We start from the raw sequence: 24,959 nt of genomic DNA on the forward strand, positions 1-24,959 counted from the left end.
TCCGCAGCGCTGTAGCACCGACGGCCCGCTTGCGGGCCGTCGGCGTTTCCGGGGCGGAGAAGGCTGGTACAATCGGCGTCTTTTTCACCACGCGGAACCGTCGATGTCCACTCTGTTGGCCCTGGATACCTCCACCGAAGCCTGCTCCGTCGCCCTGCTCCACGAGGGGCGGGCGCTCAGTCACTACGAGGTGATCCCGCGCCTGCACGCCCAGCGCCTGCTGCCGATGGTCCGCGACCTGCTCGACGAGGCCGGCGTCGCTCTGTCCGCAGTGGACGCCATCGCTTTCGGGCGCGGTCCGGGCGCCTTCACCGGCGTGCGCATCGCCATCGGCGTGGTCCAGGGTCTGGCCTTCGCCCTGCAGCGCCCGGTACTGGCGGTCTCCGACCTGGCGATCCTGGCCCAGCGGGCCTACCGCGAGCAGGGTGCGGAGCGGGTCGCCGCGGCCATCGACGCGCGGATGGACGAGGTCTACTGGGGTTGCTACCAGTTGCAACAGGGCGAGATGCGCCTGGCCGGCAGCGAAGCGGTACTGCCGCCCGAGCGGGTCGCCGTACCGTGGGACGCCGCTGCCGCGGATTGGTTCGGCGCCGGCACCGGCTGGGGCTACGTCGAGCGCATGCCGCAGCGCCCGGCCGCGCTGGACGCGAGCCTGCTGCCGCATGCCGAGGACTTGCTCAACCTGGCCGGCTTCGCCTGGGCGCGCGGCGAAGGCGTGGAGGCGGAACAGGCGCTGCCGGTGTACCTGCGCGACAACGTGGCGACGCCGAAAAAAGCGCCCTGAAAATGCCGCGCAGCGGTAATTGCCAAGCCTTTCGGGGCTGGCTAGAGTGTGGAGACTTCCCCGGGTTTTGATCATGCGTATCGACGGACTTTCTTCCTCTTCGTTGCCGCTGGAGCGCAGCGCCCGACCGGGCTCGGCGGTCACGCCGTATCGCGACGTGCAGCGCGAGGTCGAGGCGCGGCGCGAGCAGCCGGCGCCGGTTTCCGGCAGCCAGGGCTTCGAGCAGGCGCCGCAGGCGCGCAAGGTCCAGGCCAGTTCGGCGGGCGGCGACAGCCTGCCGGTGAGCGCCCGCGACCTGCTGGCGTTCCAGCGCCCGGTAAGCAGCCATGCGGCGATGGCCCTGGCCAGCTACAACTCCACCGCCAGCCTCAACATCGACGCCGGCGCCGAGGATGTCCTCGGCCTCGACCTCTACGCCTGAGCGGCTCCGCGCGCTCCCGTGGTTTCCCTTCCTTATTTCCTCGGTTGTCCATCCTGGAACGAGGCGGCCTGGCGCGGCAGCTTCTATCCGCGCGAATTGCGTTCCGCCGACTACCTCGGACACTACGGCGGCATCTTCAACGCGGTCGAGGGCAATACCACCTTCTATGCCCGGCCTTCGGCGGAAACCGTGCGGCGCTGGGCCGAGACGATGCCGGCGGGGTTCCGCTTCTGTGCCAAGTTTCCCCGCGATATCAGTCACGAAGGCGACCTGCGCGAACGGCTCGGGGCCGCCGACGACTTCCTCGAACTGCTGGCGCCGCTTGGCGAAAGGGTCAGCCCGCTGTGGCTGCAACTGTCGGCGGCGTTCACCCCGCAGCGCCTGGGCGAACTGCTGTATTTCCTCGATGAGCTGAGTCCGCGACGGATTGCCGTGGAAGTACGCCACCCGGCGTTCTTCGACAAAGGCGAGGACGAGCGCCTGCTCAACCGCCACCTGCGCGAGCGTGGCGTGGAGCGCATCTGCCTGGATTCGCGGGCGCTGTTCAGTTGCCGTTCGGACGATCCGGCGGTGCTCCACGCCCAGTCGAAGAAGCCGCGCCTGCCGATCCGTCCGGCGGCCTTCAGCGATACGCCACAGGTGCGTTTCATCGGCGGTCCCGACCTGCCGGCCAACGAGGTGTTCCTTTTGCCCTGGGTCGACAAGGTGGCCGACTGGATCGAGGCCGGCCTGACTCCATACGTATTCCTGCATACCCCCGACAATCACCTGGCGGCCCAGCAGGCCCAGCGTTTCCATGCGCTGCTGGGCCAGCGCCTGCCAGGCTTGCCGGCGCTACCCGAGCCGATCCCGGCCCCGGAAGTGGAGCAACTGGGCCTGCTCTGAGCGCGGCGCTCGACGCTCCGCCGGCCTGCGCCTAGGCTAGGGAGTCCTTTCCCCGCCACGGAGCCCGCCGCCATGACCAGCCAACGCCAACGCGCCGAACGTTTCCGCGACCTGCACCAGGGGCCCGGCATGCTGGTCCTGCCCAATCCCTGGGATGCCGGTTCGGCGAAGATGCTCGCCAGCCTCGGCTTCGACGCCCTTGCCACTACCAGCGCCGGCCTGGCGTTCTCTCTGGGCCGGCGCGATGCGGAAGGCGCGGTGAGCCGGACCGAGGCGCTGGAAAACGCCCGGGCGATCGTCGCCGCCACCGATCTGCCGGTCGCCGCCGACCTGGAAAACGGCTACGGCGATGCTCCGCAAGACTGCGCCACGACCATCCGCCTGGCCGCCGAGGCCGGCCTGGTCGGTGGTTCCATCGAGGATGCCAGCGGGCGCGCCGGACAGCCCATCTATGAGTTCTCCGCCGCGCTGGAGCGGGTCGCTGCCGCGGTCGAGGCGGCCCGTGCGTTGCCATTCCCGTTCACCCTCTGCGCCCGCGCGGAGAATTTCCTGCATGGTTGCGAGGATCTCGACGACACCCTGCGGCGTCTGCGCGCCTACGCCGATGCCGGCGCCGATGTGCTCTACGCGCCCGGTTTGAACCGCCGCGAACAGATCGTCGCGGTGCTCGAAGCGGTGGCACCGAAGCCGGTCAACGTACTGGTCGGTTCGCCGCGCCTGGAGCTGTCGCTGGACGAGCTGGAAGCCCTCGGCGTCAAGCGCGTGAGCCTGGGCTCGAACCTTGCCCGGGTCGCCTTCGGCGCTTTCCATGAGGCGGCGCAGGCGCTGGCGCGGCGCGAGCTGGAAGCGACCCGTGCGGCGATGCCTTTCGACCGTATCAACGACCTGTTCCGCTGAACCCGTGCGCCGCCTGGCCTGGTTGCTGCCATTGCTGCTGCTGGCGGGGGCCGTCGGCGCCCTGCGCAACCAGTGGCTCGATCTGCCGGCGCGCTGGAATCCCTGGCTGCCGCTGGACGTGCGCGAACCGCCGAACCTGCTGACCCGCTACAAGCTATGGCGGCTGGCCGACGACCGGAGCCTCTGCGACGCCGCCCTGGCCACCTCGCAACTGCGCTACCAGCGGGTCGCCGACGATCCGCCATCGGCTACCTGCCCGTTGAGCAACAGCCTGCGCGTGCGTGGGGCGGCATTGGAGTTGAGCAGCAGCTTCCTCGCCAGTTGCCCGTTGGCAGTGAGCTATGCATTGTTCGAGCGCCACGTGCTGCAACCGGCAGCCCTGGATATCTATGGCCAGCCGCTGACGCGGGTCGAGCATATCGGCAGCTTTGCCTGCCGCAACGTCTACAACCGCGAGAACGGCCGGCGCAGCCAGCATGCTTCGGCCAATGCCCTGGACATCAGCGGTTTCCGCCTGGCCGGCGGGAGGCGAATCCGCCTGGCCACGGACTGGGCCGACCAGGGCGCCGACGGGCGCTTCCTGCGCCGCGTGCGGGACGGCGCCTGCGCCAGTTTCAATGCGGTGCTGGGGCCCGACTACAATGCCGCCCACCGGGATCACTTCCACCTCGACATGGGCCTATGGAAGGTCTGCCGGTGAGCGCGCGCGGGCCAACTCTGGCAAAATCCGCGCTTTCCACGACGATTGCCCGACCATGACCGATTCCGCCGCTCCTCGCCTGCATGTCCAAGCCCTGTCCGCCGATTGCGCCGAGGCTGCGCGGCGCTGGGCGGAGCGGCTCGGCCTGCCGTTGGCGGCGGACGACGAGGCGGAGTTCGCCGTGCAGGTCGGCGAGCAGGGCTTGCAGGTCTTGCAACTGGGGGCGGATTCCCCCGGTCCGGTGCGGGTCGATTTCGTCGAGGGCGCCAGCGCCCACCGGCGCAAGTTCGGCGGCGGCAGCGGGCAGATGATCGCCAAGGCGGTCGGCGTCCAGCCAGGCATCCGCCCGCGCGTCCTGGATGCCACGGCCGGCCTGGGCCGGGATGGGTTCGTCCTCGCTAGCCTGGGTTGCGAGGTAACCCTGGTCGAGCGCCAGCCGCTGATCGCCGCCCTGCTCGAGGATGGCCTGGAGCGCGCCGGGCGCGATCCCGACGTGGCGCCGATCGCCGCGCGGATGCGTCTGCTCGGCGGCAACTCGGCGGACCTGATGCGCGCCTGGGACGGCGAGGCGCCGCAGGTGGTCTACCTCGACCCGATGTTTCCCCATCGCGACAAGAGCGCATTGGTGAAGAAGGAAATGCGTCTGTTCCGGCCGCTGGTGGGCGACGATCTCGACGCTCCGGCGCTGTTGCAGGCGGCCCTGGCCCTGGCCAGCCACCGGGTGGTGGTGAAGCGCCCGCGCAAGGCGCCGATCATCGAAGGGCCCAAGCCCGGCTATAGCCTGGAAGGCAAGTCCAGCCGCTACGACATCTATCCGAAGAAGGCCCTGGGCAAGGGCTGAGTGTCGACACCGCAGGGAGGCGGCGAGCATGCAGCAGACCATCGATTGTCCGATTCGCCGGCGCCTGGCGCACCTGCCCTGGGCCAACGACGGGCGTGCCGGCGCCCGCCACTGGCTGGAGATGCAGCGCGATCCGCTGGCCTGGTTGCAGAAGATGCACGTCGCGCAGCCGGACCTCGCGGTCGCCCGCATGGGCCCGCAGCGCCTCTGGTGCCTGTTCCATCCGCAGGCGGTGCAGGAATTGATGGTCGATCGCCGCGATGACCTGCAACGCTGGCAGCCGGCGCTGTGCATGCTGAAACAGTGGAACGGGCGCAGCTTCATGATGCGTGAGGGCGCCCCCGCCCAGGCCCGGCGCAAGGAGGTACGGCCGCACCTGGCGCCGCCGCCGGCCAGCGAGGTTCGCCGCCTGGCCGCGGAGTGGAGCGAGCGGGTGGAGGAGGGGCGCGAATACGACCTCGACCTGGAAATGGCTGCGTTCAGCGTCACCCTCAGCGGTCACGCGCTGTTCGACGTCGACCTGCAACCGTCGGCCTATCGGATCGCCAAGGCGGTGCGCCTGCTGTCGCGGGTGGCATTGCTGGAAATGAGCACCGGCCTGCCGCTGGGCCACTGGTTCCCGAGCAAACTGTGTCCGCGCAAGCGCTGGGCGCTGGGCCAGTTGCGCGAGGCGGTGGGCGAGGTGGCGGAGCGCTCGCCGCGGCCGCTGGCGGACCTACGCGATGAACTCTGCACCCTGCTCATGGCGTCCCACCAGTCCACTGGAGTGACCCTGACCTGGAGCCTGTTGCTGCTGGCCCAGCGTCCCGAGTTGCTCGCGCGGCTACGCGCCGAGCTGGCGGGAGTGAATTGGACGGCGATCCGCTCGGTCGCCGACCTGCGCGATTGCGCGCTGCTCAGGGCGGTCCTGCAGGAGTGCCTGCGCCTGTACCCGCCGGCCTACGGCCTGGCGCCGCGGCAGGTGACGGCGGACATCGAGGTGTTCGGCCAGCGGCTGAAGCGCGGCGACGTGACCATGGTCTCGAGCTGGATCACCCAGCGCGATCCCCGTTGGTTCGAGGCGCCGCTGGAGTTCCGTCCCGAGCGCTTCCTCGAACCGGCGCGCTGGCCGCGTGGCGCCTACTTCCCCTTCGGCCTCGGCGACCGCGCCTGCCCCGGCACCGCGATGGCGATGATCGATCTGGCGGCGGCGCTGGCCTACTGGGTCGAGCACTGGGACATCATGCACGACGGCGACCTGGCGCCGCGCGGCTGGTTTTCCCTGCGTCCGCAGCGAGCGCGGGTGCGTTTCCGCCGTCGCGCCTGAGCCGCGTCAGCCGCCCGCGGCGAAGGCGCGCAGGAACAGCGCCACCACCTCTTCCACGTGCCGCTCGCCTTCGGCCTCGTCCAGCGGTTCGGCGCAGCCGATCAACAGGCGGTAATTGGCGCAGCCCTTGACCAGCATGAAGAAGTGTTCGGCGGCGTGGCGCGCGTCCGGGAACGCCAGCTTGCCGCTGCGGCGGGCCTGCTCGAGGAGGCGTTCCATCTCGTCGATCACCTGCTTCGGCCCGGCCTCGAAGAACAGCTCGGAAAGCTTGGGGTTCTGCCCGGCCTGCGCGGCCATCAGGCGGGTCAGGGCGATCGCCTCGTGGCTGTTGATCAGCCGGTGGAAGCCGCGGGCGATATTCAGCAGGACCTTTTCCAGCGGCGCGCCTTCGGCCAGTTGGAAGTACAGGGCGGGAAGCTGCTCGGCGCACTTGGCCTTCACCGCTTCGCTGAACAGGGTTTCCTTGTCGGTGAAGTGGCTGTAGACGGTGAGCTTGGAAACGCCGGCTTCCGAGGCGATGGCTTCCATGCTGCTGCCGTCGTAGCCGTTGCAGAGGAACAGGCGCTTGGCCGCCTCGAGAATGGCTTCCCGTTTGGCCGGGTCCTTGGGCCGGCCGGGACCGACGGAGGAGGTGGGTTCTGACATGCGCTTATACAATTGAAATACTGGACTGATGGGTTCTGTATTTTTACTATACCGCCCAGTATAAGAACTCGAACGCAGTTTGCGGAAGGTGTCACATGTACCGCCATATCCCGCTCGTCGCCCTGTCCCTGCTTTCCTCCCTGTTCCTCGCCGCCTGCGGCAACGGCACGCCGCCGCCAGCCGCGGCGCGTCCGGCGATCGTCGTCCAGCCCCAGCCGGCGGGGGAGGTGAGCCAGGCCTTTCCCGGCGAGATCCGCGCCCGCCACGAGCCTGAGCTGGCCTTCCGCATCGGCGGCAAGGTCATCCGCCGGCTGGTGGAAGTCGGCGAGCGGGTGAAGAAGGACCAGCCCCTGGCCGAACTCGATCCCCAGGACGTGCGCCTGCAACTGGAGGCGGCGCGGGCCCAGGTCAGTGCCGCCGAGGCCAACCTGCAGACCGTGCGCGCCGAGTACCGGCGCTACCGCACCTTGCTCGACCGCAACCTGGTCAGCCATTCCCAGTTCGAGAACATCCAGAACAGCTACCGCGCCGGCGAGGCGCGGTTGAAGCAGATCCGCGCCGAATTCAACGTCGCCGACAACCAGGCCGGCTACGCCGTGCTGCGCTCGCCCCAGGATGGCGTGATCGCCAGCCGGCGCGTCGAGGTGGGCCAGGTGGTGGCGGCCGGGCAGACGGTCTTCAGCCTGGCCGCCGACGGCGAGCGCGAGGTGCTGATCGGCCTGCCGGAACACAGCTTCGAACGTTTCCGCATCGGCCAGCCGGTGTCGGTCGAACTCTGGTCGCAACGCGACAGACGCTTCGCCGGGCATATCCGCGAGCTCTCGCCCGCGGCCGATCCGCAATCGCGTACCTTCGCCGCCCGGGTGGCCTTCGACGACCGCGCGACTCCGGCCGAACTGGGCCAGAGCGCCCGGGTCTACGTCGCCGCCGCCGAGGCGGTGCCGTTATCGGTTCCCTTGTCGGCGCTGACCGCAGAGGCCGGCCAGGCGTTCGTCTGGGTGGTCGAACCGGGCAGCTCGACCCTGCGCCGGCAGCCGGTGCGCACCGGTCCCTATGCCGAGGACCGGGTGCCGGTGCTCGAAGGCCTGAAGGCTGGCGACTGGGTGGTGGCCACCGGGGTCCAGGTGCTTCGCGAAGGGCAGCAGGTGCGTCCGATCGACCGGGCCAACCGCACGGTGAAACTGGCGGCCAAGGAGTAGTCGCATGTCCTTCAACCTTTCCGCCTGGGCGTTGCAGAATCGCCAGATCGTCCTGTACCTGATGCTCCTGCTTGGCGCGGTTGGCGCGCTGTCCTACAGCAAGCTGGGGCAGAGCGAAGACCCGCCGTTCACCTTCAAGGCCATGGTGGTGCAGACCAACTGGCCGGGTGCCAGCGCCGAAGAGGTGGCCCGGCAGGTCACCGAGCGTATCGAGAAGAAGCTGATGGAAACCGGCGACTACGATCGCATCGTGTCCTTCTCCCGCCCCGGCGTCTCGCAGGTGACCTTCATGGCCCGCGAGGACATCCATTCCAGCGAGATCCCCGAACTCTGGTACCAGATCCGCAAGAAGATCAGCGACATTCGCGCCACCTTGCCGCAAAGCATCCAGGGCCCGTTCTTCAACGACGAGTTCGGCACCACCTACGGCAATATCTATGCGCTCACCGGCAAGGGCTTCGACTATGCGGTGATGAAGGACTATGCCGACCGCCTGCAACTGCAATTGCAGCGGATCAGGAACGTCGGCAAGGTCGAACTGATCGGCCTGCAGGACGAGAAGATCTGGATCGACCTGTCCAACACCAAGCTGGCCACCCTCGGCCTGCCCCTGGCGGCGGTGCAGAAGGCGCTGGAGGAACAGAACGCGGTGGCCTCCTCCGGGTTCTTCGAGACCGCCAGCGACCGCGTGCAATTGCGCGTTTCCGGGCGTTTCGATTCGGTGGAGGAGATCCGCGACTTCCCCATCCGCGTCGGCGACCGCACTTTCCGCATCGGCGACGTGGCCGAGGTTCGCCGCGGCTTCAACGATCCGCCGGCGCCGCGCATGCGCTTCATGGGCGAGGACGCCATCGGCCTGGCGGTAGCGATGAAGCCGGGCGGCGACATCCTGGTGCTGGGCAAGGCCCTGGAAACCGAGTTCGCCCGCCTGCAGCAGTCGCTGCCGGCCGGACTGGAACTGCGCAAGGTGTCCGACCAGCCGGCGGCGGTACGTACCGGGGTCGGCGAGTTCATCCGGGTGCTGGCCGAGGCGCTGGTGATCGTCCTGCTGGTGAGCTTCTTCTCCCTCGGCCTGCGCACCGGCCTGGTGGTGGCGCTGTCGATCCCGCTGGTGCTGGCGATGACCTTCGCCGCCATGCATTACTTCGGCATCGGCCTGCACAAGATTTCCCTCGGCGCCCTGGTGCTGGCGCTGGGATTGCTGGTGGACGACGCGATCATCGCGGTGGAGATGATGGCGGTGAAGATGGAGCAGGGCTACGACCGCCTCAAGGCGGCCAGCTTCGCCTGGACCAGCACCGCCTTCCCGATGCTCACCGGCACCCTGATCACCGCCGCCGGCTTCCTGCCGATCGCCACCGCGCAGTCCGGCACCGGCGAATACACCCGCTCGCTGTTCCAGGTGGTGACCATCGCCCTGGTGGTCTCCTGGTTCGCCGCGGTGGTCTTCGTTCCCTACCTGGGGGCCAAGCTGCTGCCGGACCTGGCCAGGCTGCACGCGCAGAAGCACGGCGGCAGCGCCGACGGCTACGATCCCTATGCAACGGCCTTCTACCAGCGTTTCCGGCGCCTGGTGGAGTGGTGCGTGCGCTACCGCAAGACGGTGATCGTCCTGACCCTCGCCGCCTTCGTCGGCGCGCTGCTGCTGTTCCGCCTGGTGCCGCAGCAGTTCTTCCCGCCCTCGGCGCGCCTGGAGCTGCTGCTGGACATCAAGCTGGCCGAGGGCGCCTCGCTGCGCTCGACCGGCGAGGAAGTCCAGCGCCTGGAAAAAATGCTGCAGGGCCATGACGGCATCGACAACTACGTGGCCTACGTCGGCACCGGCTCGCCCCGCTTCTACCTGCCGCTGGACCAGCAATTGCCGGCGGCCAGCTTCGCCCAGGTGGTGGTGCTGGCCAAGGACCTGGAGAGCCGCGAGGCGCTGCGCAAGTGGCTGATCGAGCGGATGAACGAGGACTTCCCGCACCTGCGCAGCCGCATCAGTCGCCTGGAGAACGGGCCGCCGGTGGGCTATCCGGTGCAGTTCCGGGTTTCCGGCGAGGACATCCCGCAGGTTCGCGAACTGGCGCGCAAGGTCGCCGACAGGATGCGCGAGAACCCGCACGTGGTGAATGTGCACCTGGATTGGGAAGAGCCGAGCAAGGTGGTGTACCTGAGCATCGACCAGGAGCGCGCCCGTGCCCTGGGGGTGAGCACCGCCAGCCTGTCGCAGTTCCTGCAGAGCGCGCTGACCGGTTCGCATGTGAGCTTCTTCCGCGAAGACAACGAGCTGATCGAGATCCTCCTGCGCGGCACCGAGCAGGAGCGTCGCGACCTGTCGTTGCTGCCGAGCCTGGCGGTGCCGACCGAGAATGGCCGGAGCGTGGCGCTGTCGCAGATCGCCACGCTCGAATACGGTTTCGAAGAGGGCATCATCTGGCACCGCAACCGCCTGCCGACGGTCACCGTGCGCGCCGATATCTACGACGATTCGCTGCCGGCGACCCTGGTCGCGCAGATCGCCCCGACCCTGGAACCGATCCGCGCCGAGCTGCCGGACGGCTACCTGCTGGAGGTGGGCGGAACGGTGGAGGACGCGGCGAAGGGCCAGAGTTCGGTGAACGCCGGCGTGCCGCTGTTCATCGTGGTGGTGTTGAGCCTGCTGATGGTGCAGTTGCGCAGCTTCTCGCGGATGGCGATGGTATTCCTCACCGCACCGCTGGGCCTGATCGGCGTGACCCTGTTCCTGCTGCTGTTCCGCCAGCCGTTCGGCTTCGTGGCGATGCTCGGGACCATCGCCCTGGCCGGCATGATCATGCGCAACTCGGTGATCCTGGTAGACCAGATCGAACAGGACATCAGCCATGGACTGGATCGCTGGCACGCCATCATCGAGGCTACCGTGCGGCGTTTCCGGCCCATCGTGCTGACCGCGCTGGCGGCGGTGCTGGCGATGATCCCGCTGTCGCGCAGCGTGTTCTTCGGGCCGATGGCGGTGGCGATCATGGGCGGGCTGATCGTCGCCACCGTGCTCACCCTGCTGTTCCTGCCGGCGCTCTATGCCGCCTGGTTCCGCGTGAAGAAGGACGAGGCGCGGGCCTGACGGGAGAAGGGGACGGGGCGATCGCGCCCCGTCCGTCGACTCACCTGGCCGCGCCGAAGACCTTCTTGGCCAGGCTGGTGGCGGCCGCCGCCGGGTTCTGGCGGATGCTCTTCTCCTGCTTGGCGATCATCTCGAAGAGCCCGTCGAGGGCCTGTTCGGTGACATAGCCCTCGACGTTGGCGCTCTTCGCATCGACCACCCCAAGGGTCGCCGCCTGGCTGGCGAAGGCGTTGTACTGCTTGACCAGGCCGACCTCGTCGGTGGCCTGCTTGACGATCGGCAGGAACTTCGCGCGCAGCTGTTCGCGGCTGGACTTGTCCAGGTATTCGGTGGCGGCGTCGTCACCGCCCTTGAGGATGCCCTTGGCGTCGGCCACGGTCATCTTCTTCACCGCCTCCACCAGCAGGCCCTGGGCCTGCGGCACGGCAGCCTCGGCGGCGCGGTTCATGCTCGCCTCGAGCTGGTCGACCTGGGCGCCCATGCCGAACTGCTTCATCAGCTTCGCCGCCTTGCCCAGCTTGCCGGGCAGTTCGATGCGCACGTCCGGGTTGTTGTTGAAGCCGCCCGGCTGGCCAAGCTGGCGGACGGCGATCTGCGCGCCCTGGGTCAGGGCGTCCTTCAGGCCGCTGGAGGCGTCGTTCTGCGACAGGTCGGCGAGGGACAGGGCGAGGGCGTTGGCCGAGAGCAGCAGGCCGGCGCAGAGGGCAGTGAGTCGGAACATGACAGCGTCCTTGATGTGGAACGTACGGGGTATCCGGCCGCTCGTCGTGAGGTGGATCGGCAACCGGTAGCGAATAGGAGGTGGAGTGTACTGGAGGGAACCGCCGGTTCGCACCGGCGGCTTGCCGCGGTGTGCTTCAGCGCGCCGATTCGACCTGCACGCGATAGGGCTGCGGGTCGCTGCCGTCGAGTTTCACCGAGTGGCGGGTGGTGTTGATGAACAGCAAGCGGCCGTTCAGCTCGATGCGCGCGCTCACCGCATAGCTGTGGCCCGGCTTGACCTGCTTCGGGTCGTACTCCAGGTGGAACGCCAGCGGCACCTGGCTGGTGATCTCGCGGGTCTGGCTGGCCAACTGCACCGACGGGGCGTCGGCCAGGGACACGTCTTCCAGGCTCACGCTCAGGCGCGCCGAGGGCGGCAGGGCGATACGCTCGCGGTAGAAGACCTCACCATCGAAGCTGGCGTTCGAAGTCGATTGCTGGGTACCGCAGCCGGCGAGGACGCTGGCGGCGAGCAGCAATGGCAGTTTTTTCATGGGAGCCTCCTTTCAGACGGAACAAAAAACGAGCGGGCCTCTGACCCGGGAAACCAGCATAGGTTGCCGGGCCGGAACAGGGAAAGGTCGCAGGATATTTCAGCGGAGCGGCGCCCGCCCCTCGCAGGGCGGGCGCCGGGTCTCAGTTGGCGGCTGCGTCGTTGCTTTCGGCGGCGGCTTCCTCGGCGGGACGCTCCAGCGCCACCTGGCGGATCGACAGGCGGATCTCCGCCGGCAGCACGCGCTTGGCGGCGCCTTCGGCCAGTTCGCCGAGCAGTTCGTGGTAGCTCAGTTTGCCGGCCTCGTCCTTGCGCAGCACACGCAGGTCGAGAAGGGTCTGGATGAAGTGGCGGAACAGGCTCTTGTCGAAGAACTCCGGGGCGTTCAGGCCATGCAGGATCGACAGGCGCTGGGCCATCACGGTGCAGAGGTTCTCCAGTTCCTCGGCGGTCAGGGCGTTCTGCCCGGCGTTGAGCAGCAGGGCGATGGCCATGTAGAAGCGCTGCAGGGTCTGGGTCACCGAACGAGCGAGGAGGATCAGCAGCACGTATTGCCGCGAGCTTGGCGCCGGGCGGATGAAGGTGTCGTTCTCCTGGCGCAGCAGGCCCTGCTCCACCAGGGCCGCCAGCCACTGGTCGATCACCGCGTCGAGTTCGTCCAGGCTCCAGCGGATGAACAGTTCCGCCTGCAGGTAGGGATAGAGCGCGCGGGCGAAGCGCAGCAACTGTTCGCGGCTGATCCGCGAGTTGCTCTGGAAGAAGCTGGCGATCAGCGCCGGCAGGGCGAAGACGTGGAGGACGTTGTTGCGGTAGTAGGTCGCCAGCACCGCGTTCTGTTCGTCGAGATAGAGGATGCGGCCCAGCGCGTCCTTCTGCTCGGCCAGCAGGTTCATGCTCTTCACGTATTCGATCAGGGCCTGGCCGTCGCCGTCCGGCAGGGTCGCGCTGGGCGAGTAGGGCACCTTGCGCAGCAGCGCCAGGTAGAGGTCGAGGATTCGCGCCAGGGCGCTTTCGTCGAGGGCCTGGCGGCTGGTGGAGAGCAGCGCCAGGGCGACCAGGTTGACCGGGTTGATCGCCGCCGCGTCGTTGAGGTGGCGGGCGACGTCCTTGGCCAGCAGGTTGGTGGTCTGCGGCAGCCAGGCGGGGCGGTATTCCGGGCCGAGGTCCTGGTCCTGCCAGTCGGGCTGGTGGCGGTCGAGGAACTGGTCGAGATGGATCGGCTCACCGAAGTTCACCCAGACCTGGCCAAAACGCTGCTTCAGGGCGCCGACCACCTTGAACAGGTCGAAGATCGACTCCTTCTTCTTGGTCGCGCCGCGCAGTTCGCCGAGGTAGGTGCGGCCTTCCAGCACGCGCTCGTAGCCGATGTAGACCGGCACGAAGACGATCGGCCGGCGCGAGTCTCGGAGGAAGCTGCGCAGGGTGATGGCGAGCATGCCGGTGCGTGGGTGGAGCATGCGCCCGGTGCGCGAACGACCGCCCTCGACGAAGTACTCGGTGGAGAAGCCGCGGGAGAACAGGGTGTGCAGGTACTCGTTGAACACCGCGGTGTAGAGCTGGTTGCCCTTGAAGCTGCGGCGCATGAAGAAGGCCCCGCCGCGGCGCAGGATCGAGCCGATCACCGGCATGTTCAGGTTGATCCCGGCGGCGATGTGCGGCGGGGTCAGGCCGTTGCGGAACAGCAGGTAGGAGAGCAGCAGGTAGTCGATGTGGCTGCGGTGGCAGGGCACGTAGACGATCTCGTTGCCCTGGGCCACGTCCTGCACCCGCTCGATGTGGTTGACCTTGACCCCTTCGTACAGCTTGTTCCAGAACCAGCTGAGGATGACTTCGAGGAAGCGGATCACCGGATAGGAGAAGTCCGAGGCGATTTCATTGGCGTAGCGCAGCGCGATGCCTTCGGCCTTCTCCTGGGATATCCGTTCGCTCTCGCATTCCTCGTTGATCGCCTGGCGTACCAGCGGCGCGCGCAGCAGGCCCTTGACCAGGTTGCGGCGGTGCGACAGGTCGGGACCGATTACCGCTGTCTTCAGGTTGCGGAAGTGCACCCGGAGGATACGGTTGACCATGCGCAGCGTGCGTTCGTGGCCCTTGCCCTGTTCCACCAGCTCGCGCAGGTGGATCGGCGCGGAGAACTGCACGCGGGTCTTGCGTCCGAGAATCAGGATGCGCGCCAGCTTGCGCAGGCGCCCGGTGACCGCCCAGTTGTCGGCGAACAGCAGCTTCCAGGGGCTCGATTCGCTGTCCGGCGATTGTCCCCAGAACACGCTGACCGGAATGATCTGCGCGTCGTCGAGACCGTTCTGGCCGACCGCGGCGAGCATGCGCACCAGGGTCGGCGAGGCGCCGCGCTTGTCCTGGCGGCCCAGCCAGTCGGGTTCGGGCGTCAGGTAGAAGAATGCCGCCGGCTCGATGGCGTCGCCTACCGCTACCGGCATCACCGGACGCGGCAGCCCGGCCTTGCGGCATTCGGTATCCACTACCGCGAGATCGCTGACCGAAGGCTGTTGCAGCACGTAGAGCACCGGCTTGCTGCGGTCGATCTTCAGGGTGAAGGCCGATTGGTTGATGGTTTCCGAGCGTACCCAGAGGTACAGCAGGCGGCGCAAGGCGCCAAAACCAAAGCGGCGGAACGGGTAGCGGGGCATACGGTGTCTACTGGCAGTTGATCGGGACCCGGCGTGACGGGCGCGGCTAGTTTGCCGCAATCCCCGGAGGGCCGCAAAAGAACGCAACGCGTCCTACGGCGAACGGCGGCGAACAGGTTGCGAATGTAGAACCTTCGGCAAGCGTTCGGGTTCTGTCACGTTTTGCCAAGGTTCTCCCGATGCCCCGTATTGCCAGGCGGCGGGGCGCTTCGGCTATAGTCCCTGCGCGTTTTTCGCGGCCCTGGCCGGACATGGCGGCGGCCGCCGGAACAGGTAGGGGACCATGATCGAAACAAGAAACCTCGGCAAACGCTTCGGCTCGCGGGTGGCGGTGGACGACCTGTCCTTCCAGGTGGCGACGGGGGAGGTACTGGGCTTCCTCGGTCCGAACGGCGCCGGCAAGTCCACCACCATGAAGATGCTCACCGGCTTCCTGGCGCCCAGCGCCGGCACCGCGAGCATTTTCGGCTTCGACATCCGCAGCCGCACGCTGCAGGCGCAGCGGCTGATCGGCTACCTCCCGGAAGGTTCGCCCTGCTACGCGGAAATGACCGTGCAGGGCTTCCTCGATTTCATCGCCGAGATCCGTGGCTACCGTGGCGCCGGCAAGCGCGAGCGGGTCGCCCGGACACTGGGGCTGCTGGAACTGGACGAGGTGCGCCGGCAGACCATCGAAACCCTCTCCAAGGGCTTCCGCCGGCGTGTCGGCCTGGCCCAGGCGATCCTCCACGAACCGCGGGCGCTGGTGCTCGACGAGCCCACCGACGGGCTCGATCCGAACCAGAAGCACCAGGTCCGCGAACTGATCCGCGGCCTCGCGCAGGAGCGCATCGTGATCATCTCCACCCATATCCTCGAGGAAGTCTCGGCGCTGTGCAGCCGCGCCCTGGTGATCGGCGGCGGGCGGCTGCTGGCGGACAGCACGCCGCTGGAGCTGGCCAGCCGCTCGCGCTACCACCAGGCGGTGACGCTCTACAGCGACGACCCCCTGGATACCGTGGCGCTGGCGGTGCTGCCGGGCGTGGCGGGCATCGAGGAGAACCCCGCCGAAGGCAGCCTGACCGTCCTGGCGCAGCCGGGCGCGGTGATCTTTCCCCAGGTCAGCGGGCTGGTCGCCGAGCGCGGCTGGCGGATCCGCGAACTGGACGTGGAGCGCGGCCGGCTCGACGAGGTATTCCGCAACCTGACCCGGGGGACGGAGGCATGAAGCAACTGCCGGTGATCTTCAAGCGCGAGCTGGCGAGTTATTTCGCCACGCCGCTGGCCTATGTGTTCATCGTGATCTTCCTGGTCCTGGCGGGCGTGTTCACCTTCTACCTGGGCAACTTCTACGAACGCAACCAGGCCGACCTGGCCTCCTTCTTCGCCTTCCATCCCTGGCTCTACCTGTTCCTGGTTCCCGCGCTGGCCATGCGCCTGTGGGCGGAGGAGCGCAAGTCCGGCTCGATCGAGCTGCTGATGACCCTGCCGCTGACCCGCTTCGAAGCCGTGGCCGGCAAGTTCCTGGCCGCCTGGGCGTTCGCCGGAATCGCGCTGCTGCTGACCTTCCCCATGGTGCTCACGGTGAACTACCTGGGCGAGCCGGACAACGGTGCGATTCTCGCCGGCTACCTGGGCAGTTGGCTGCTGGCCGGCGGCTACCTGGCCATCGGTTCGTGCATGTCGGCCCTGGCGAAGAACCAGGTGATCGCTTTCATCCTCGCCGTGGCCGCCTGCTTCCTGTTCATGCTCAGCGGCTTTCCGCTGGTGCTCGATGCGTTCAGCCAGTGGGCGCCGCAGTGGTTGCTCGATGCGGTGGCCTCGCTGAGCCTGCTGACCCGCTTCGATGCCGTCAGCAAGGGCGTCATCGACCTGCGCGACCTGCTGTATTTCGTCAGCCTGATCGTCGCCTGGCTGGCCGCCACGGCGGTGGCGGTCGAGCTGAAGAAAGCCGAATGAGGGGGAGTCGATGAAACGCGTGTTGTCCTCTGGCGCCGGGCTGTTGCTGATCGCGCTGGCGTTCCTGGCCTTCAACATGGTCTCCGGCCTGCTGTTCAGCGGCGCGCGGCTCGACCTGACCGAGCAGAAGCTCTACACCATCAGCCCCGGCACCAAGCGGATCCTGGCCGGCCTCGACGAGCCGATCAACCTGTACTTCTTCTATTCGGATAGCGGTGCCCGGGAACTGGTGCCGCTGCGCAACTACGCCAGGCGCGTCGAGGAACTGCTGCGCGCCTACGAGCGCGAGGCGAACGGCAGGATTCGCCTGCAGGTGATCGATCCCGAGCCGTTCTCCGAGAACGAGGACAAGGCCACCGAGTTCGGCCTGCAAGGAATTCCCCTGCAGCAGGGCGGCGACAACCTGTACTTCGGTCTGGCCGGCAGCAACGCCCTGGACGGAGTCCAGGTCATACCCTTCTTCCCGCTCGATCAGGAGGAGTTCCTCGAATACGACATCAGCCGCCTGGTGCAGACCCTGGCCCAGCCGCAGCGGCCGGTGGTCGGCCTGATGTCGTCGCTGCCGCTCAATGGCGGCTTCGACATGGCCAGCCGGCAGCCGACCTCGCCGTGGATGGTCATGGAGGAAATCCGCCAGCAATTCGACCTGCGCAGCCTCAAGAGCGATGCCACGGAAATCCCGCCGGAGGTCTCGGTGCTGCTGCTGGTGCATCCCAAGCAGTTACCCGAGCAGACGCTATACGCCATCGACCAGTTCGTCCTGCGCGGGGGCAAGCTGCTGGCGTTCGTCGACCCCTTCAGCGAGGCCGACAGCGGCAGCGATTTCGCCGCTACGCTGGATGGCGACAAGTCGTCCGACCTCGCGCCGCTGTTCGAGGCCTGGGGGCTGCGCCTGCTGCCGGGCAAGGTGCTCGGCGACGGCGCCTATGCGATGTCCATCAGTCTTGGCCGGGACCAGCGTCCGGCCCGGCATCCGGCCTGGCTCAGCTTGCCGCGCGAGGCGCTGGACCAGGACGACATCGCCACTGCCGGCCTGGAAAGCCTGACCCTGGCGACGCCCGGCATCCTCGAAAGGCTCCCCGGAGCGAGCACCAGCTTCACGCCTTTGCTGCAAAGCTCGGCCCAGGCGATGCCGTTCGATGCCTCGCGCTTCGGCCTGCTGCGTGACCCCGGCGATCTGATGCGCGAGCTGCGCCCGAGCGGCCGGCGGCATACTCTCGCCGCCCGTATCCAGGGGCCGGCGAAGAGTGCCTTCGCGGAGGGCATCGAGGGGCATCGCGAAGGCCTGAAGGAGGCGCGCAACATCAATGTCATCGTCGTGGCCGATACCGACCTGCTCAGCGATCGCATGTGGGTCCAGGTGCAGGACTTCTTCGGCCAGCGCGTGCCGCAGCCCTGGGCCGACAACGGCGCGCTGGTGGTCAACGCGCTGGACAACCTGTCGGGCACCGACGCGCTGATCAGCGTGCGCTCCCGCGGCCGGTTCAGCCGGCCGTTCGTGGTGGTCGAGCGCCTGCAGCGCGAGGCCGAGACGAGCTTCCGGCAAAAGGAGGACCAGCTCAAGCAGCGCCTCGCCGATACCGAGCAGCAACTCGCCGCCCTCCAGCAGGGCGCCGCCCCGGAGAAGGCCGTCGAACTGACGCCCGAACAGCAGGCCACGGTGCGCCAGTACATGCAGGAGAAGCTGCGCATCCGCAAGGAGCTGCGCGAGGTGCAGTACCAGTTGAACGCCGATATCGACGCACTGGGCCGCACCCTGAAGCTGGTCAATATCGCCCTGGTTCCCTCGTTGCTCACGGTCGGCGTGCTGCTCGGCTGGCTCTGGCGGCGCCGGCGCATGGCCCGGGGAGGGCATTGACGCATGCGGCGCAATACGCTGATCGTCCTGCTGGCGCTGGTGGCGGCGCTGGCCGGAACCTTCGCCTGGCTGCAGCGCGAGCGCGCAGCCGAGGTACCTGCCTTGCCGGTGGCAGAGCGCTGGCTGCCGGAACTGGACAGCGCGACGCTGAGTGGCCTGCACGTGCAGTTTGCCGACGGTTCGCCGGATATCCGGGTCGAGCGGCGTGCGGGCGCGTGGGTCCTGCCGGCCAAGGCCGGCTATCCGGCCGACCGGCTACGCTTGTCGGCGCTGCTCAAGGCACTGGCAGAGGCGCGCAAGGTCGAGGCGAAGAGCGCCAACCCGAAGAACCACGCGCTGCTTGGCCTGGCGGAGCGTGGCGAGGGGCAGGCGCTACGCCTGAGCCTGCAGCGGCAGTCCAGCGAGCCTCTGGTGCTGCTGGTAGGCAAGGATGCGCAGCATGGCGGTAGCTTCGTACGACGACTGGGCGATCCGCAGGCCTGGCTGATCGACAAGCGGCTGCCGTTGCCGAACAACGAACTGGAGTGGCTCGACCGGCGGATCGCCACGCTGCCCTTCGCCCGGGTGCGCGAACTGCAACTGCGCTATCCGAAGGGCGAGCGCCTGGATCTCTATCGCGACGACGCCGGGCAGCCGAACCTGCAGGTCCGGCAATTGCCCTCAGGGCGCAAGCTGGCCTATGAGGCAGCGGCCAACGGCGCGGCGGCGCTGTTCGCCGACCTGCGTTTCGCCGATGTAGCGCCGCTGGCGCAGGTGGGATTCAGACAGGCGCCATTGCTCCTGGTGTTCAGCCTGCGGACGTTTTCCGGCGCGCGCCTGGATGGCGAGATTCGGCGCCAGGGCGAGCAATACTGGTTGTTGCCGAAGAGCGTCGAGGGCTTCGCCGAGGGCGAGGTCGCCGCCCATCCTGACTGGGCCTATCGGATCGAAGAGGACCGCTACCGCGCCCTGGCCCGGCACCTGCCGGAACTGCTGGCGCGCTGAGCGGGCTCAGCCGGCGGTCTGGCCGGCCAGTTCGCGCATGCGTTGCAGCACGGCGTTCAGGCCGTTGCTGCGCGAGGGCGACAGTTGGCGGGAAAGACCCAGGCAGGTGAACCAGTCGTTGAGGTCCAGGCGCGCCAGTTCGCGAGTCTCGATGCCGTCGACCCGTGCCAGCAGCACCGCCAGCAGGCCGCGGATCAGGCGCGCGTCGCTGTCGGCACGGAAGCGCCAGTGGCCGTCGCGCTGCTCGCCGAGCAGCCAGACCAGGCTTTCGCAACCGTGCACGCGATGCTCTTCCTGGCGTTCGTGTTCCGCGAGCGGCGCCAGGCGCTCGCCCCATTGCAGCAGCAGACGCGCACGCTGTTCCCAACTGGCGGTGTGACCGAAGGCGTCCAGTGCCTCCTGGGCCTGTTCGGGGAGAACCGGGTTCATCGCAGCAACTCCAGTGAGCGGTCGAGGGCCAGGAAGAAGCGCTCCAGGTCGTCGGCATCGTTGTACAAGCCCAGCGAGACACGCAGGGCGCCGGGTACCTCGAGGCGTTGCAGCAGCGGCATCGCGCAATGGTGGCCGGCGCGCACCGCGATGCCCTGTTCGCCGAGCAGGTGGGCGAGATCTGCGACGTGCACGCCGTCGACGCAGAAGCTAGCCAGCGCCGCCTGCGGTTCGCCGAGCAGGCTGACGCCGTCGCGCGCCAGCAGGCCGGCGAGCAGGCGGGCGTGGAGGGCGCCTTCGTGGGCGGCGACTTCGGCTTCGTCCAGGGTGGCCAGCCAGTCGATGGTCGCGCCCAGGCCGATCGCCGCGGAAACCGCCGGGGTGCCCGCCTCGAAGCCGAGCGGAGCGGCATGGAAGCTGGCTTCGTGGAAGCCGGTGTGGCGTACCATCTCGCCGCCGAACTGCCAGTGCGCCAGTTGCTCCAGGGCCTGTGGGCGACCCCAGAGCACGCCGATGCCGTCGGGGCCGTAGAGCTTGTGGCCGGAGAATGCGTAGAAGTCGCAGCCCAGGCCCGGCAGGTCGTGGCGTCCGTGGACGCTGCCCTGGGCGCCGTCGACCAGGGTCCAGGCACCGCGCTCGCGGGCCAGCTGGATCAACTCCACCACCGGTTGCCAGGTGCCGAGAACGTTGGACAACTGGCTGATCGCCAGCAGGCGGGTACGCTCGCCGATGATATGGCGAGCCTGCTCCAGGTCGATCACCCCGCGCTCGTCCAGCGGCAACACGCGCAGGACCAGGCCGCGGCGCAGGGCCAACTGCTGCCAGGGAAGCAGGTTGGCATGGTGTTCCAGGGCACTGACCAGCAGTTCGTCGCCAGGACGGAAATGCCGCTCCAGCCCATAGGCCACCAGGTTAATCGCCTCTGTGGTACCGCGGGTGAACAGCACCTCGGCCGGGTTGCCGGCGTGCAGCCAGTGGGCGACGCGGCTGCGCGCGGCCTCGAAGGCCCGGGTGGCACGCTCGCCGGGGACATGTTGGGCGCGGTGGACGTTGGCGGCGCCGCCAAGGTAGTAGCCGTTCAGGGCGTCGAGTACGGCCTGTGGCTTCTGGGTGGTGGCGGCGCTGTCGAGGTAGGTCAGGCCTTCCGCGGCGAAGGCGGAAAAGGCCGGAAAGTCGGCGCGCCAGGGAGACGGCAGGGACATGGCGGACACTGTGCGAGGACGGTTACAGGGGAAAGGGTAGCGCACCCGGCGGCGCTGGCGAGCGCCGTCGGGCGAGCGGGGAGGCGAGCTGGGCTCAGTTGTGCGCGTGCAGCGCTTCGTTCAGCTCGATGGCGGTCTTGTTGGTCTTGCACTCCACCGCACCGTTCTGCGAGTTGCGGCGGAACAGCAGGTCGGGCTGACCGGCCAGGTCGCGGGCCTTGACCACTTTCACCAGAGCGTTCTGCTCGTCGAGCAGGGCGACCTTGGTGCCGGCGGTGATGTACAGGCCGGCCTCGACGATGTTGCGATCGCCCAGCGGGATGCCGATGCCGGCGTTGGCGCCGATCAGGCAGCCTTCGCCGACGCTGATGACGATGTTGCCGCCACCGGAAAGGGTGCCCATGGTCGAGCAGCCGCCGCCCAGGTCCGACCCCTTGCCGACGAACACGCCGGCGGATACGCGGCCTTCGATCATGCCCGGGCCTTCGGTGCCGGCGTTGAAGTTGACGAAACCTTCGTGCATCACCGTGGTGCCTTCACCGATGTAGGCGCCCAGGCGCACGCGGGCGGTGTCGGCGATGCGTACGCCGGCCGGGACCACGTAGTCGGTCATCTTCGGGAACTTGTCGACGGAGAAGACTTCCAGCAGCTTGCCCTTCAGTCGCGCTTCCAGTTGCAGTTCGGCCAGTTCGGCCAGGTCCACCGCGCCGATGTTGGTCCAGGCCACGTTCGGCAGGAGCGGGAAGATGCCGCTCAGGTTCACAGCGTGCGGTTTGACCAGGCGGTGGGAGAGCAGGTGCAGCTTGAGGTAGGCCTCCGGGGTGGAGGACGGCGCGGCGTCTTCCGCCAACAGGGTGGCGACCAGCGGCTTCTGGCTTTCCGCCAGGCGCGAGAGCAGGGCCGACTGAGCGGCGTCGATACCCTTCAGGGCGTCGGCCAGCTGGTAGGCCTGCTGCGAAGTGAAGGTCAGCGCCTGGTTGCCGGCTGCGTAGCCAAGGATCGGTGCGACGGCAGCGACGATTTCGCTCGAAGGCTTGAGCAGCGGCAGCGCGTAGAACACTTCCAGCCAGGCTTCCTGGCGGTTCTGGGTGCCGACGCCGAAGGCCAGGCTGAACAGGGATTGCGACATGTGGGTTTCCTCGAAACGGAGTGTAACGGTCAGGCCGGACGGCGGCTGAGCAGCAGGCCCAGCCCCGCGCTGCCGAGCAGCGCGGCGCAACCGCGGTTGAACAGACGCCGGGCCCGCTGGCCGGCGAGCAGCCGGCCGAGGTGGAGCCCGGCATAGGAATAAAGAGCGATGGCCAGCCATTCGAGCAGCAGGAATGCCGCGCCGAGCTGGGCGAACTGGGCGCCCAGCGGTTGGCCGGGATCGACGAACTGCGGCAGGAAGGCGGTGAAGATCAGGATCGCTTTCGGGTTGCCCGCCGCCACCAGGAACTCCTGGCGCCCCAGGCGCCAGAGGCTGGGACGCGCCGGGCTGGCTTCGTTCGCCAGTGGCTGCGCATCGGCCCGCCACAATTGCAGCGCAAGCCACAACAGGTAGGCAGCGCCGAGCAGCTTGATCGCCAGGAACAGCCAGGCCGAGGTGTGCAGCACCAGCGCCAGCCCGGAGGCGGCCAGGGCGAGCATGCCGGCGAATGCCAGCAGGCGCCCGCCGCCGGCCAGCGAGGCGGTGGCGAAACCGTGCCGCGCGGCGTTGTTCAGCGACAGCAGGTTGTTCGGCCCCGGCGCCAGGTTGAGGGCGAAGCAGGCGGGTACGAACAGGGCCCAGGCGATGCTCATGCGGCCTCCCGTTCAGGCCAGCGCGGCGGCGTAGGCGTCGGGCTTGAAGCCGACCAGCGTCCTGCTGCCCAGTTCCAGCACCGGGCGCTTGATCATCGACGGCTGGGCCAGCATCAGCTCGATCGCCTTGGCTTCGTCGAGATCGGCCTTCTGCGCTTCGTCGAGCTTGCGGAAGGTAGTGCCGGCGCGGTTGAGGACGGTCTGCCAGCCGTGCTCCGCGCACCAGCGCCGCAGGTGTTCGCGGTCGATGCCGACGGCCTTGTAGTCGTGGAAGTCGTAGGCGACCTTGTGCTCGTCGAGCCAGGTCCGAGCCTTCTTCATGGTGTCGCAGGCTTTGATGCCGTAGAGAACGTAGGTCATTGCTTCTCCCGAGGCCCGGGTCTTCCCGGGCCCTGCCGATAGGTCGCCGAAAGGTGATCGCCGGATTATGCCACGTCGTTCCGCCCCTGTGCGGTCTCGGGGCTACCGCGCTCGGGAGCGGCGTGACGGCAGATAGCCGTGGACGGGCGGGCGGACAGGGAGCCGGGCTGTTTCCCTGGCCGGGAACGGAGAGAGCGCAGGTTGAACAGGTCGATTCGGCTCGCTGGAGAGCATCCTTACCGGTACTTTCGGAATGCTCCGGTCCGCGCTGTACAATCCTTCCCCCGCCGAGGAGATTTCCCATGAGTTGCATCGGTCGCCAGATAGACCAATTACGCCTGCAGATACCGGGCTTCGCCTGCAAGCCCGGCTGCCACGATTGCTGCGGGCCGGTTACCGCCTCGTCGGAAGAGATGGCCCGCCTGCCGCTGAAGAGCGAGGCCGAACACGACGCCGCCCTGGCCGAGTGGAACTGCGTCCATCTCGGACCGAACGGCTGCGAGGCCTATGAGGAACGTCCGCTGATCTGCCGGCTGTTCGGCACCACGCCGAACCTGCCCTGCCCGGAGGGGCGGGGGCCCGAAGTGCCGGTGGCGGAGCAGGTGGAGCGACAGGTCCATGCGCTGATCGCCAGCACTCGCCAGGTGCTGGTGTAGCGGCCTGCCCGCCGCTAGGTTTCCGCGCTCTCGGTGGCGCGGGACTGCAGGGCCGGTTCGAAGGCTGGTTCGGGCGGCGTTTCCTCTAGGGGCATCGGCTCGTCCGCAGAGAGTTTCTGGAGAACCGCGGCGATCCGCTCGATGCTCTCTTCGAGCTCGAGCACCCGGTTGACCATGTACAGGATCATCTCCGGCGAACTCAGGTGCGCCAGCCGCATGGTCGCCTGCAAGTCGTCGTGGCGGTTGTCCCGGTCGGCCATCAGTGTTTCCGCCAGGCTCTTCAGCAACAGCATCTCGGCGCGCCTCATGGGCCGCTGCTCCGCGATTCCGCGGTAGGGGAAAAAGCTCGTTCCATCTCGCGACCTACCCGAAACGACTACATCCAAAGGTGTAATTCTACATTGCCATCACTTCGATCGTCGGACAATAGCCGCGTTCCAGACGCCTTGCACAGGTGACGAACGGGACTCGAAGCGGCCTGGTCTGCATGGCCGGGTGATGGGCGAGTTCCTTGATGCGGGGCGGCGGCTGTTTGGCGCAGGACAAAAAAAGCCCCGCCGGGTAGGCGAGGCTCAGGGGGAGAACAGCGTGCGGGGGCTCGCTGTCCGGGATGAATCGTCGTGGTGCGCTTAGCCGCAGGGCTGCTGCGGACCGCCGGTCATGCTCTCGACGCTGTCCAGCACGGCATGGCCCTTGCCGACCTTCTGCACGTCGTCGACGTCGCGCATGATGCTGCCGCCGTCGCTCATCTGGTTGCGGGTCTTGATCAGGTTGGTGGTGATGTCCAGCAGGCTGCGACCGGTAGCGATCAGGTCATTGGTGGCGCTGGGGGTGCAAGGGGTGTTGGCGGAGGCTACCTGGGCCTGGCCGGGTTGCCCGGGCTGGGTGGTGCGGTAGCCCTGGGTCAGTGCGTTCTGCTGGAGGCAGCCGGAGGTGGCGGCGAACATCGAGGCGAGCAGCAGTGCGGAAGTAAGTCCCTTGCTTGTCATGGCGGCATTCCTTTGTCTGAGTGGGCGCTGCACCCCGTACTCCTTCGGGGCGTCGTCCTGGCCGACGCTACGGCGGGCCTGGACTGAAGGGGAGTGTA

Annotated in this window: 25 protein-coding genes; 14 read left to right on the forward strand and 11 right to left on the reverse strand. The window is 68.0% G+C overall.

Features of this window, described 5'->3' with window-relative positions; genetic code table 11:
- The first annotated feature begins 103 nt into the window (after positions 1-103).
- The 7 genes from tsaB (at position 104) to HMPREF2914_RS08665 (ending at position 5,834) form a co-directional block, all read left to right on the forward strand.
- Entirely contained in the window at positions 104-784 is a 681-nt protein-coding gene (gene tsaB, locus HMPREF2914_RS08635; RefSeq protein WP_023092567.1) for a tRNA (adenosine(37)-N6)-threonylcarbamoyltransferase complex dimerization subunit type 1 TsaB, read from the forward strand.
- Between the two features lie 73 nt (positions 785-857).
- Entirely contained in the window at positions 858-1,205 is a 348-nt protein-coding gene (locus HMPREF2914_RS08640; protein ID WP_003098661.1) for a hypothetical protein, read from the forward strand.
- An 18-nt stretch (positions 1,206-1,223) separates the two neighbouring features.
- Positions 1,224-2,090 carry a DUF72 domain-containing protein gene (locus tag HMPREF2914_RS08645; RefSeq protein WP_003129902.1) on the forward strand — a complete coding sequence of 289 codons (867 nt, stop codon included), beginning with the start codon at positions 1,224-1,226 and terminating at the stop codon, positions 2,088-2,090.
- Positions 2,091-2,162: 72 nt separating this feature from the next.
- Positions 2,163-2,987, forward strand: a complete 825-nt coding sequence (locus HMPREF2914_RS08650) for an isocitrate lyase/PEP mutase family protein (RefSeq protein ID WP_021265168.1) — start codon at positions 2,163-2,165, stop codon at positions 2,985-2,987.
- Positions 2,988-2,991: 4 nt separating this feature from the next.
- Positions 2,992-3,687, forward strand: coding sequence for an extensin-like domain-containing protein (locus tag HMPREF2914_RS08655; protein WP_019484555.1), 696 nt, complete (start codon positions 2,992-2,994; stop codon positions 3,685-3,687).
- A 55-nt stretch (positions 3,688-3,742) separates the two neighbouring features.
- Positions 3,743-4,528: a class I SAM-dependent methyltransferase gene (locus HMPREF2914_RS08660; protein WP_009876931.1), complete on the forward strand. Its 786-nt coding sequence runs from the start codon at positions 3,743-3,745 to the stop codon at positions 4,526-4,528.
- A 28-nt stretch (positions 4,529-4,556) separates the two neighbouring features.
- On the forward strand, positions 4,557-5,834 hold the full coding sequence (locus HMPREF2914_RS08665) for a cytochrome P450 (RefSeq protein ID WP_003137978.1): 1,278 nt from the start codon (positions 4,557-4,559) through the stop codon (positions 5,832-5,834).
- Between the two features lie 6 nt (positions 5,835-5,840).
- On the opposite strand, the gene mexL is transcribed toward HMPREF2914_RS08665, so the two are convergent.
- Positions 5,841-6,479 (reverse strand): efflux system transcriptional repressor MexL, encoded by a 639-nt coding sequence (gene mexL, locus HMPREF2914_RS08670; protein WP_003098648.1) that lies wholly within the window; start codon positions 6,477-6,479, stop codon positions 5,841-5,843.
- Between the two features lie 95 nt (positions 6,480-6,574).
- Between mexL and mexJ the strand changes: the two genes are divergently transcribed.
- Positions 6,575-7,678, forward strand: coding sequence for a multidrug efflux RND transporter periplasmic adaptor subunit MexJ (gene mexJ, locus HMPREF2914_RS08675; protein ID WP_003129909.1), 1,104 nt, complete (start codon positions 6,575-6,577; stop codon positions 7,676-7,678).
- A gap of 4 nt (positions 7,679-7,682) precedes the next feature.
- Positions 7,683-10,760 carry a multidrug efflux RND transporter permease subunit MexK gene (gene mexK / locus HMPREF2914_RS08680; RefSeq protein ID WP_023092568.1) on the forward strand — a complete coding sequence of 1,026 codons (3,078 nt, stop codon included), beginning with the start codon at positions 7,683-7,685 and terminating at the stop codon, positions 10,758-10,760.
- Between the two features lie 40 nt (positions 10,761-10,800).
- Here the strand turns inward: mexK and HMPREF2914_RS08685 are convergent, their stop codons facing one another.
- From HMPREF2914_RS08685 to plsB, 3 genes are all read right to left on the reverse strand, one after another.
- Entirely contained in the window at positions 10,801-11,481 is a 681-nt protein-coding gene (locus HMPREF2914_RS08685) for a DUF4197 domain-containing protein (protein ID WP_003111961.1), read from the reverse strand.
- Positions 11,482-11,617: 136 nt separating this feature from the next.
- A complete protein-coding gene (locus tag HMPREF2914_RS08690; RefSeq protein WP_003092458.1) occupies positions 11,618-12,016 on the reverse strand; it encodes a YbaY family lipoprotein in 399 nt (132 codons plus the stop codon).
- 142 nt (positions 12,017-12,158) lie between these two features.
- Positions 12,159-14,663, reverse strand: a complete 2,505-nt coding sequence (gene plsB / locus HMPREF2914_RS08695) for a glycerol-3-phosphate 1-O-acyltransferase PlsB (RefSeq protein WP_023092569.1) — start codon at positions 14,661-14,663, stop codon at positions 12,159-12,161.
- Positions 14,664-14,946: 283 nt separating this feature from the next.
- Here plsB and HMPREF2914_RS08700 point away from each other — a divergent pair, with 283 nt between their 5' ends.
- Genes HMPREF2914_RS08700 through HMPREF2914_RS08715 form a run of 4 tightly spaced genes read left to right on the forward strand, consistent with a single transcriptional unit; the run spans position 14,947 to position 19,443 of the window.
- Positions 14,947-15,870: an ABC transporter ATP-binding protein gene (locus HMPREF2914_RS08700; protein ID WP_003109350.1), complete on the forward strand. Its 924-nt coding sequence runs from the start codon at positions 14,947-14,949 to the stop codon at positions 15,868-15,870.
- Complete coding sequence (locus HMPREF2914_RS08705) at positions 15,867-16,601, forward strand: ABC transporter permease (protein ID WP_003117479.1); 735 nt, start codon at positions 15,867-15,869, stop codon at positions 16,599-16,601. Before HMPREF2914_RS08700 ends, HMPREF2914_RS08705 begins: the two co-directional genes overlap by 4 nt.
- 10 nt (positions 16,602-16,611) lie before the next feature.
- Positions 16,612-18,459 carry a GldG family protein gene (locus tag HMPREF2914_RS08710; RefSeq protein ID WP_003119340.1) on the forward strand — a complete coding sequence of 616 codons (1,848 nt, stop codon included), beginning with the start codon at positions 16,612-16,614 and terminating at the stop codon, positions 18,457-18,459.
- A gap of 3 nt (positions 18,460-18,462) precedes the next feature.
- Positions 18,463-19,443, forward strand: a complete 981-nt coding sequence (locus HMPREF2914_RS08715; protein WP_023092570.1) for a DUF4340 domain-containing protein — start codon at positions 18,463-18,465, stop codon at positions 19,441-19,443.
- Positions 19,444-19,449: 6 nt separating this feature from the next.
- On the opposite strand, the gene HMPREF2914_RS08720 is transcribed toward HMPREF2914_RS08715, so the two are convergent.
- From HMPREF2914_RS08720 to HMPREF2914_RS08740, 5 genes are all read right to left on the reverse strand, one after another.
- Complete coding sequence (locus tag HMPREF2914_RS08720) at positions 19,450-19,872, reverse strand: SufE family protein (RefSeq protein ID WP_003092439.1); 423 nt, start codon at positions 19,870-19,872, stop codon at positions 19,450-19,452.
- Complete coding sequence (locus HMPREF2914_RS08725) at positions 19,869-21,074, reverse strand: cysteine desulfurase (protein WP_003109345.1); 1,206 nt, start codon at positions 21,072-21,074, stop codon at positions 19,869-19,871. The genes HMPREF2914_RS08720 and HMPREF2914_RS08725 overlap by 4 nt, the downstream gene beginning before the upstream one ends.
- Before the next feature lie 94 nt (positions 21,075-21,168).
- On the reverse strand, positions 21,169-22,203 hold the full coding sequence (dapD, locus tag HMPREF2914_RS08730; RefSeq protein ID WP_003092431.1) for a 2,3,4,5-tetrahydropyridine-2,6-dicarboxylate N-succinyltransferase: 1,035 nt from the start codon (positions 22,201-22,203) through the stop codon (positions 21,169-21,171).
- 29 nt (positions 22,204-22,232) lie between these two features.
- On the reverse strand, positions 22,233-22,856 hold the full coding sequence (locus HMPREF2914_RS08735) for a LysE family translocator (protein WP_003092427.1): 624 nt from the start codon (positions 22,854-22,856) through the stop codon (positions 22,233-22,235).
- Between the two features lie 12 nt (positions 22,857-22,868).
- Complete coding sequence (locus HMPREF2914_RS08740; RefSeq protein ID WP_003109343.1) at positions 22,869-23,216, reverse strand: ArsC family reductase; 348 nt, start codon at positions 23,214-23,216, stop codon at positions 22,869-22,871.
- Between the two features lie 302 nt (positions 23,217-23,518).
- On the opposite strand from HMPREF2914_RS08740, the gene HMPREF2914_RS08745 reads away from it, so the two are divergent.
- The gene (locus HMPREF2914_RS08745) at positions 23,519-23,872 is read left to right on the forward strand and encodes a YkgJ family cysteine cluster protein (protein WP_003092421.1); all 354 of its coding nucleotides are present in this window, start codon (positions 23,519-23,521) and stop codon (positions 23,870-23,872) included.
- Positions 23,873-23,886: 14 nt separating this feature from the next.
- On the opposite strand, the gene HMPREF2914_RS08750 is transcribed toward HMPREF2914_RS08745, so the two are convergent.
- Together HMPREF2914_RS08750 and HMPREF2914_RS08755 are read right to left on the reverse strand one after the other, a co-directional pair.
- Entirely contained in the window at positions 23,887-24,180 is a 294-nt protein-coding gene (locus tag HMPREF2914_RS08750) for a hypothetical protein (RefSeq protein WP_003109342.1), read from the reverse strand.
- A 321-nt stretch (positions 24,181-24,501) separates the two neighbouring features.
- On the reverse strand, positions 24,502-24,861 hold the full coding sequence (locus tag HMPREF2914_RS08755) for a hypothetical protein (RefSeq protein ID WP_003092416.1): 360 nt from the start codon (positions 24,859-24,861) through the stop codon (positions 24,502-24,504).
- Positions 24,862-24,959: the final 98 nt, after the last annotated feature.

This window comes from Pseudomonas sp. HMSC067G02 (assembly GCF_001813485.1).
Classification (GTDB): Bacteria; Pseudomonadota; Gammaproteobacteria; order Pseudomonadales; family Pseudomonadaceae; genus Pseudomonas; species Pseudomonas aeruginosa.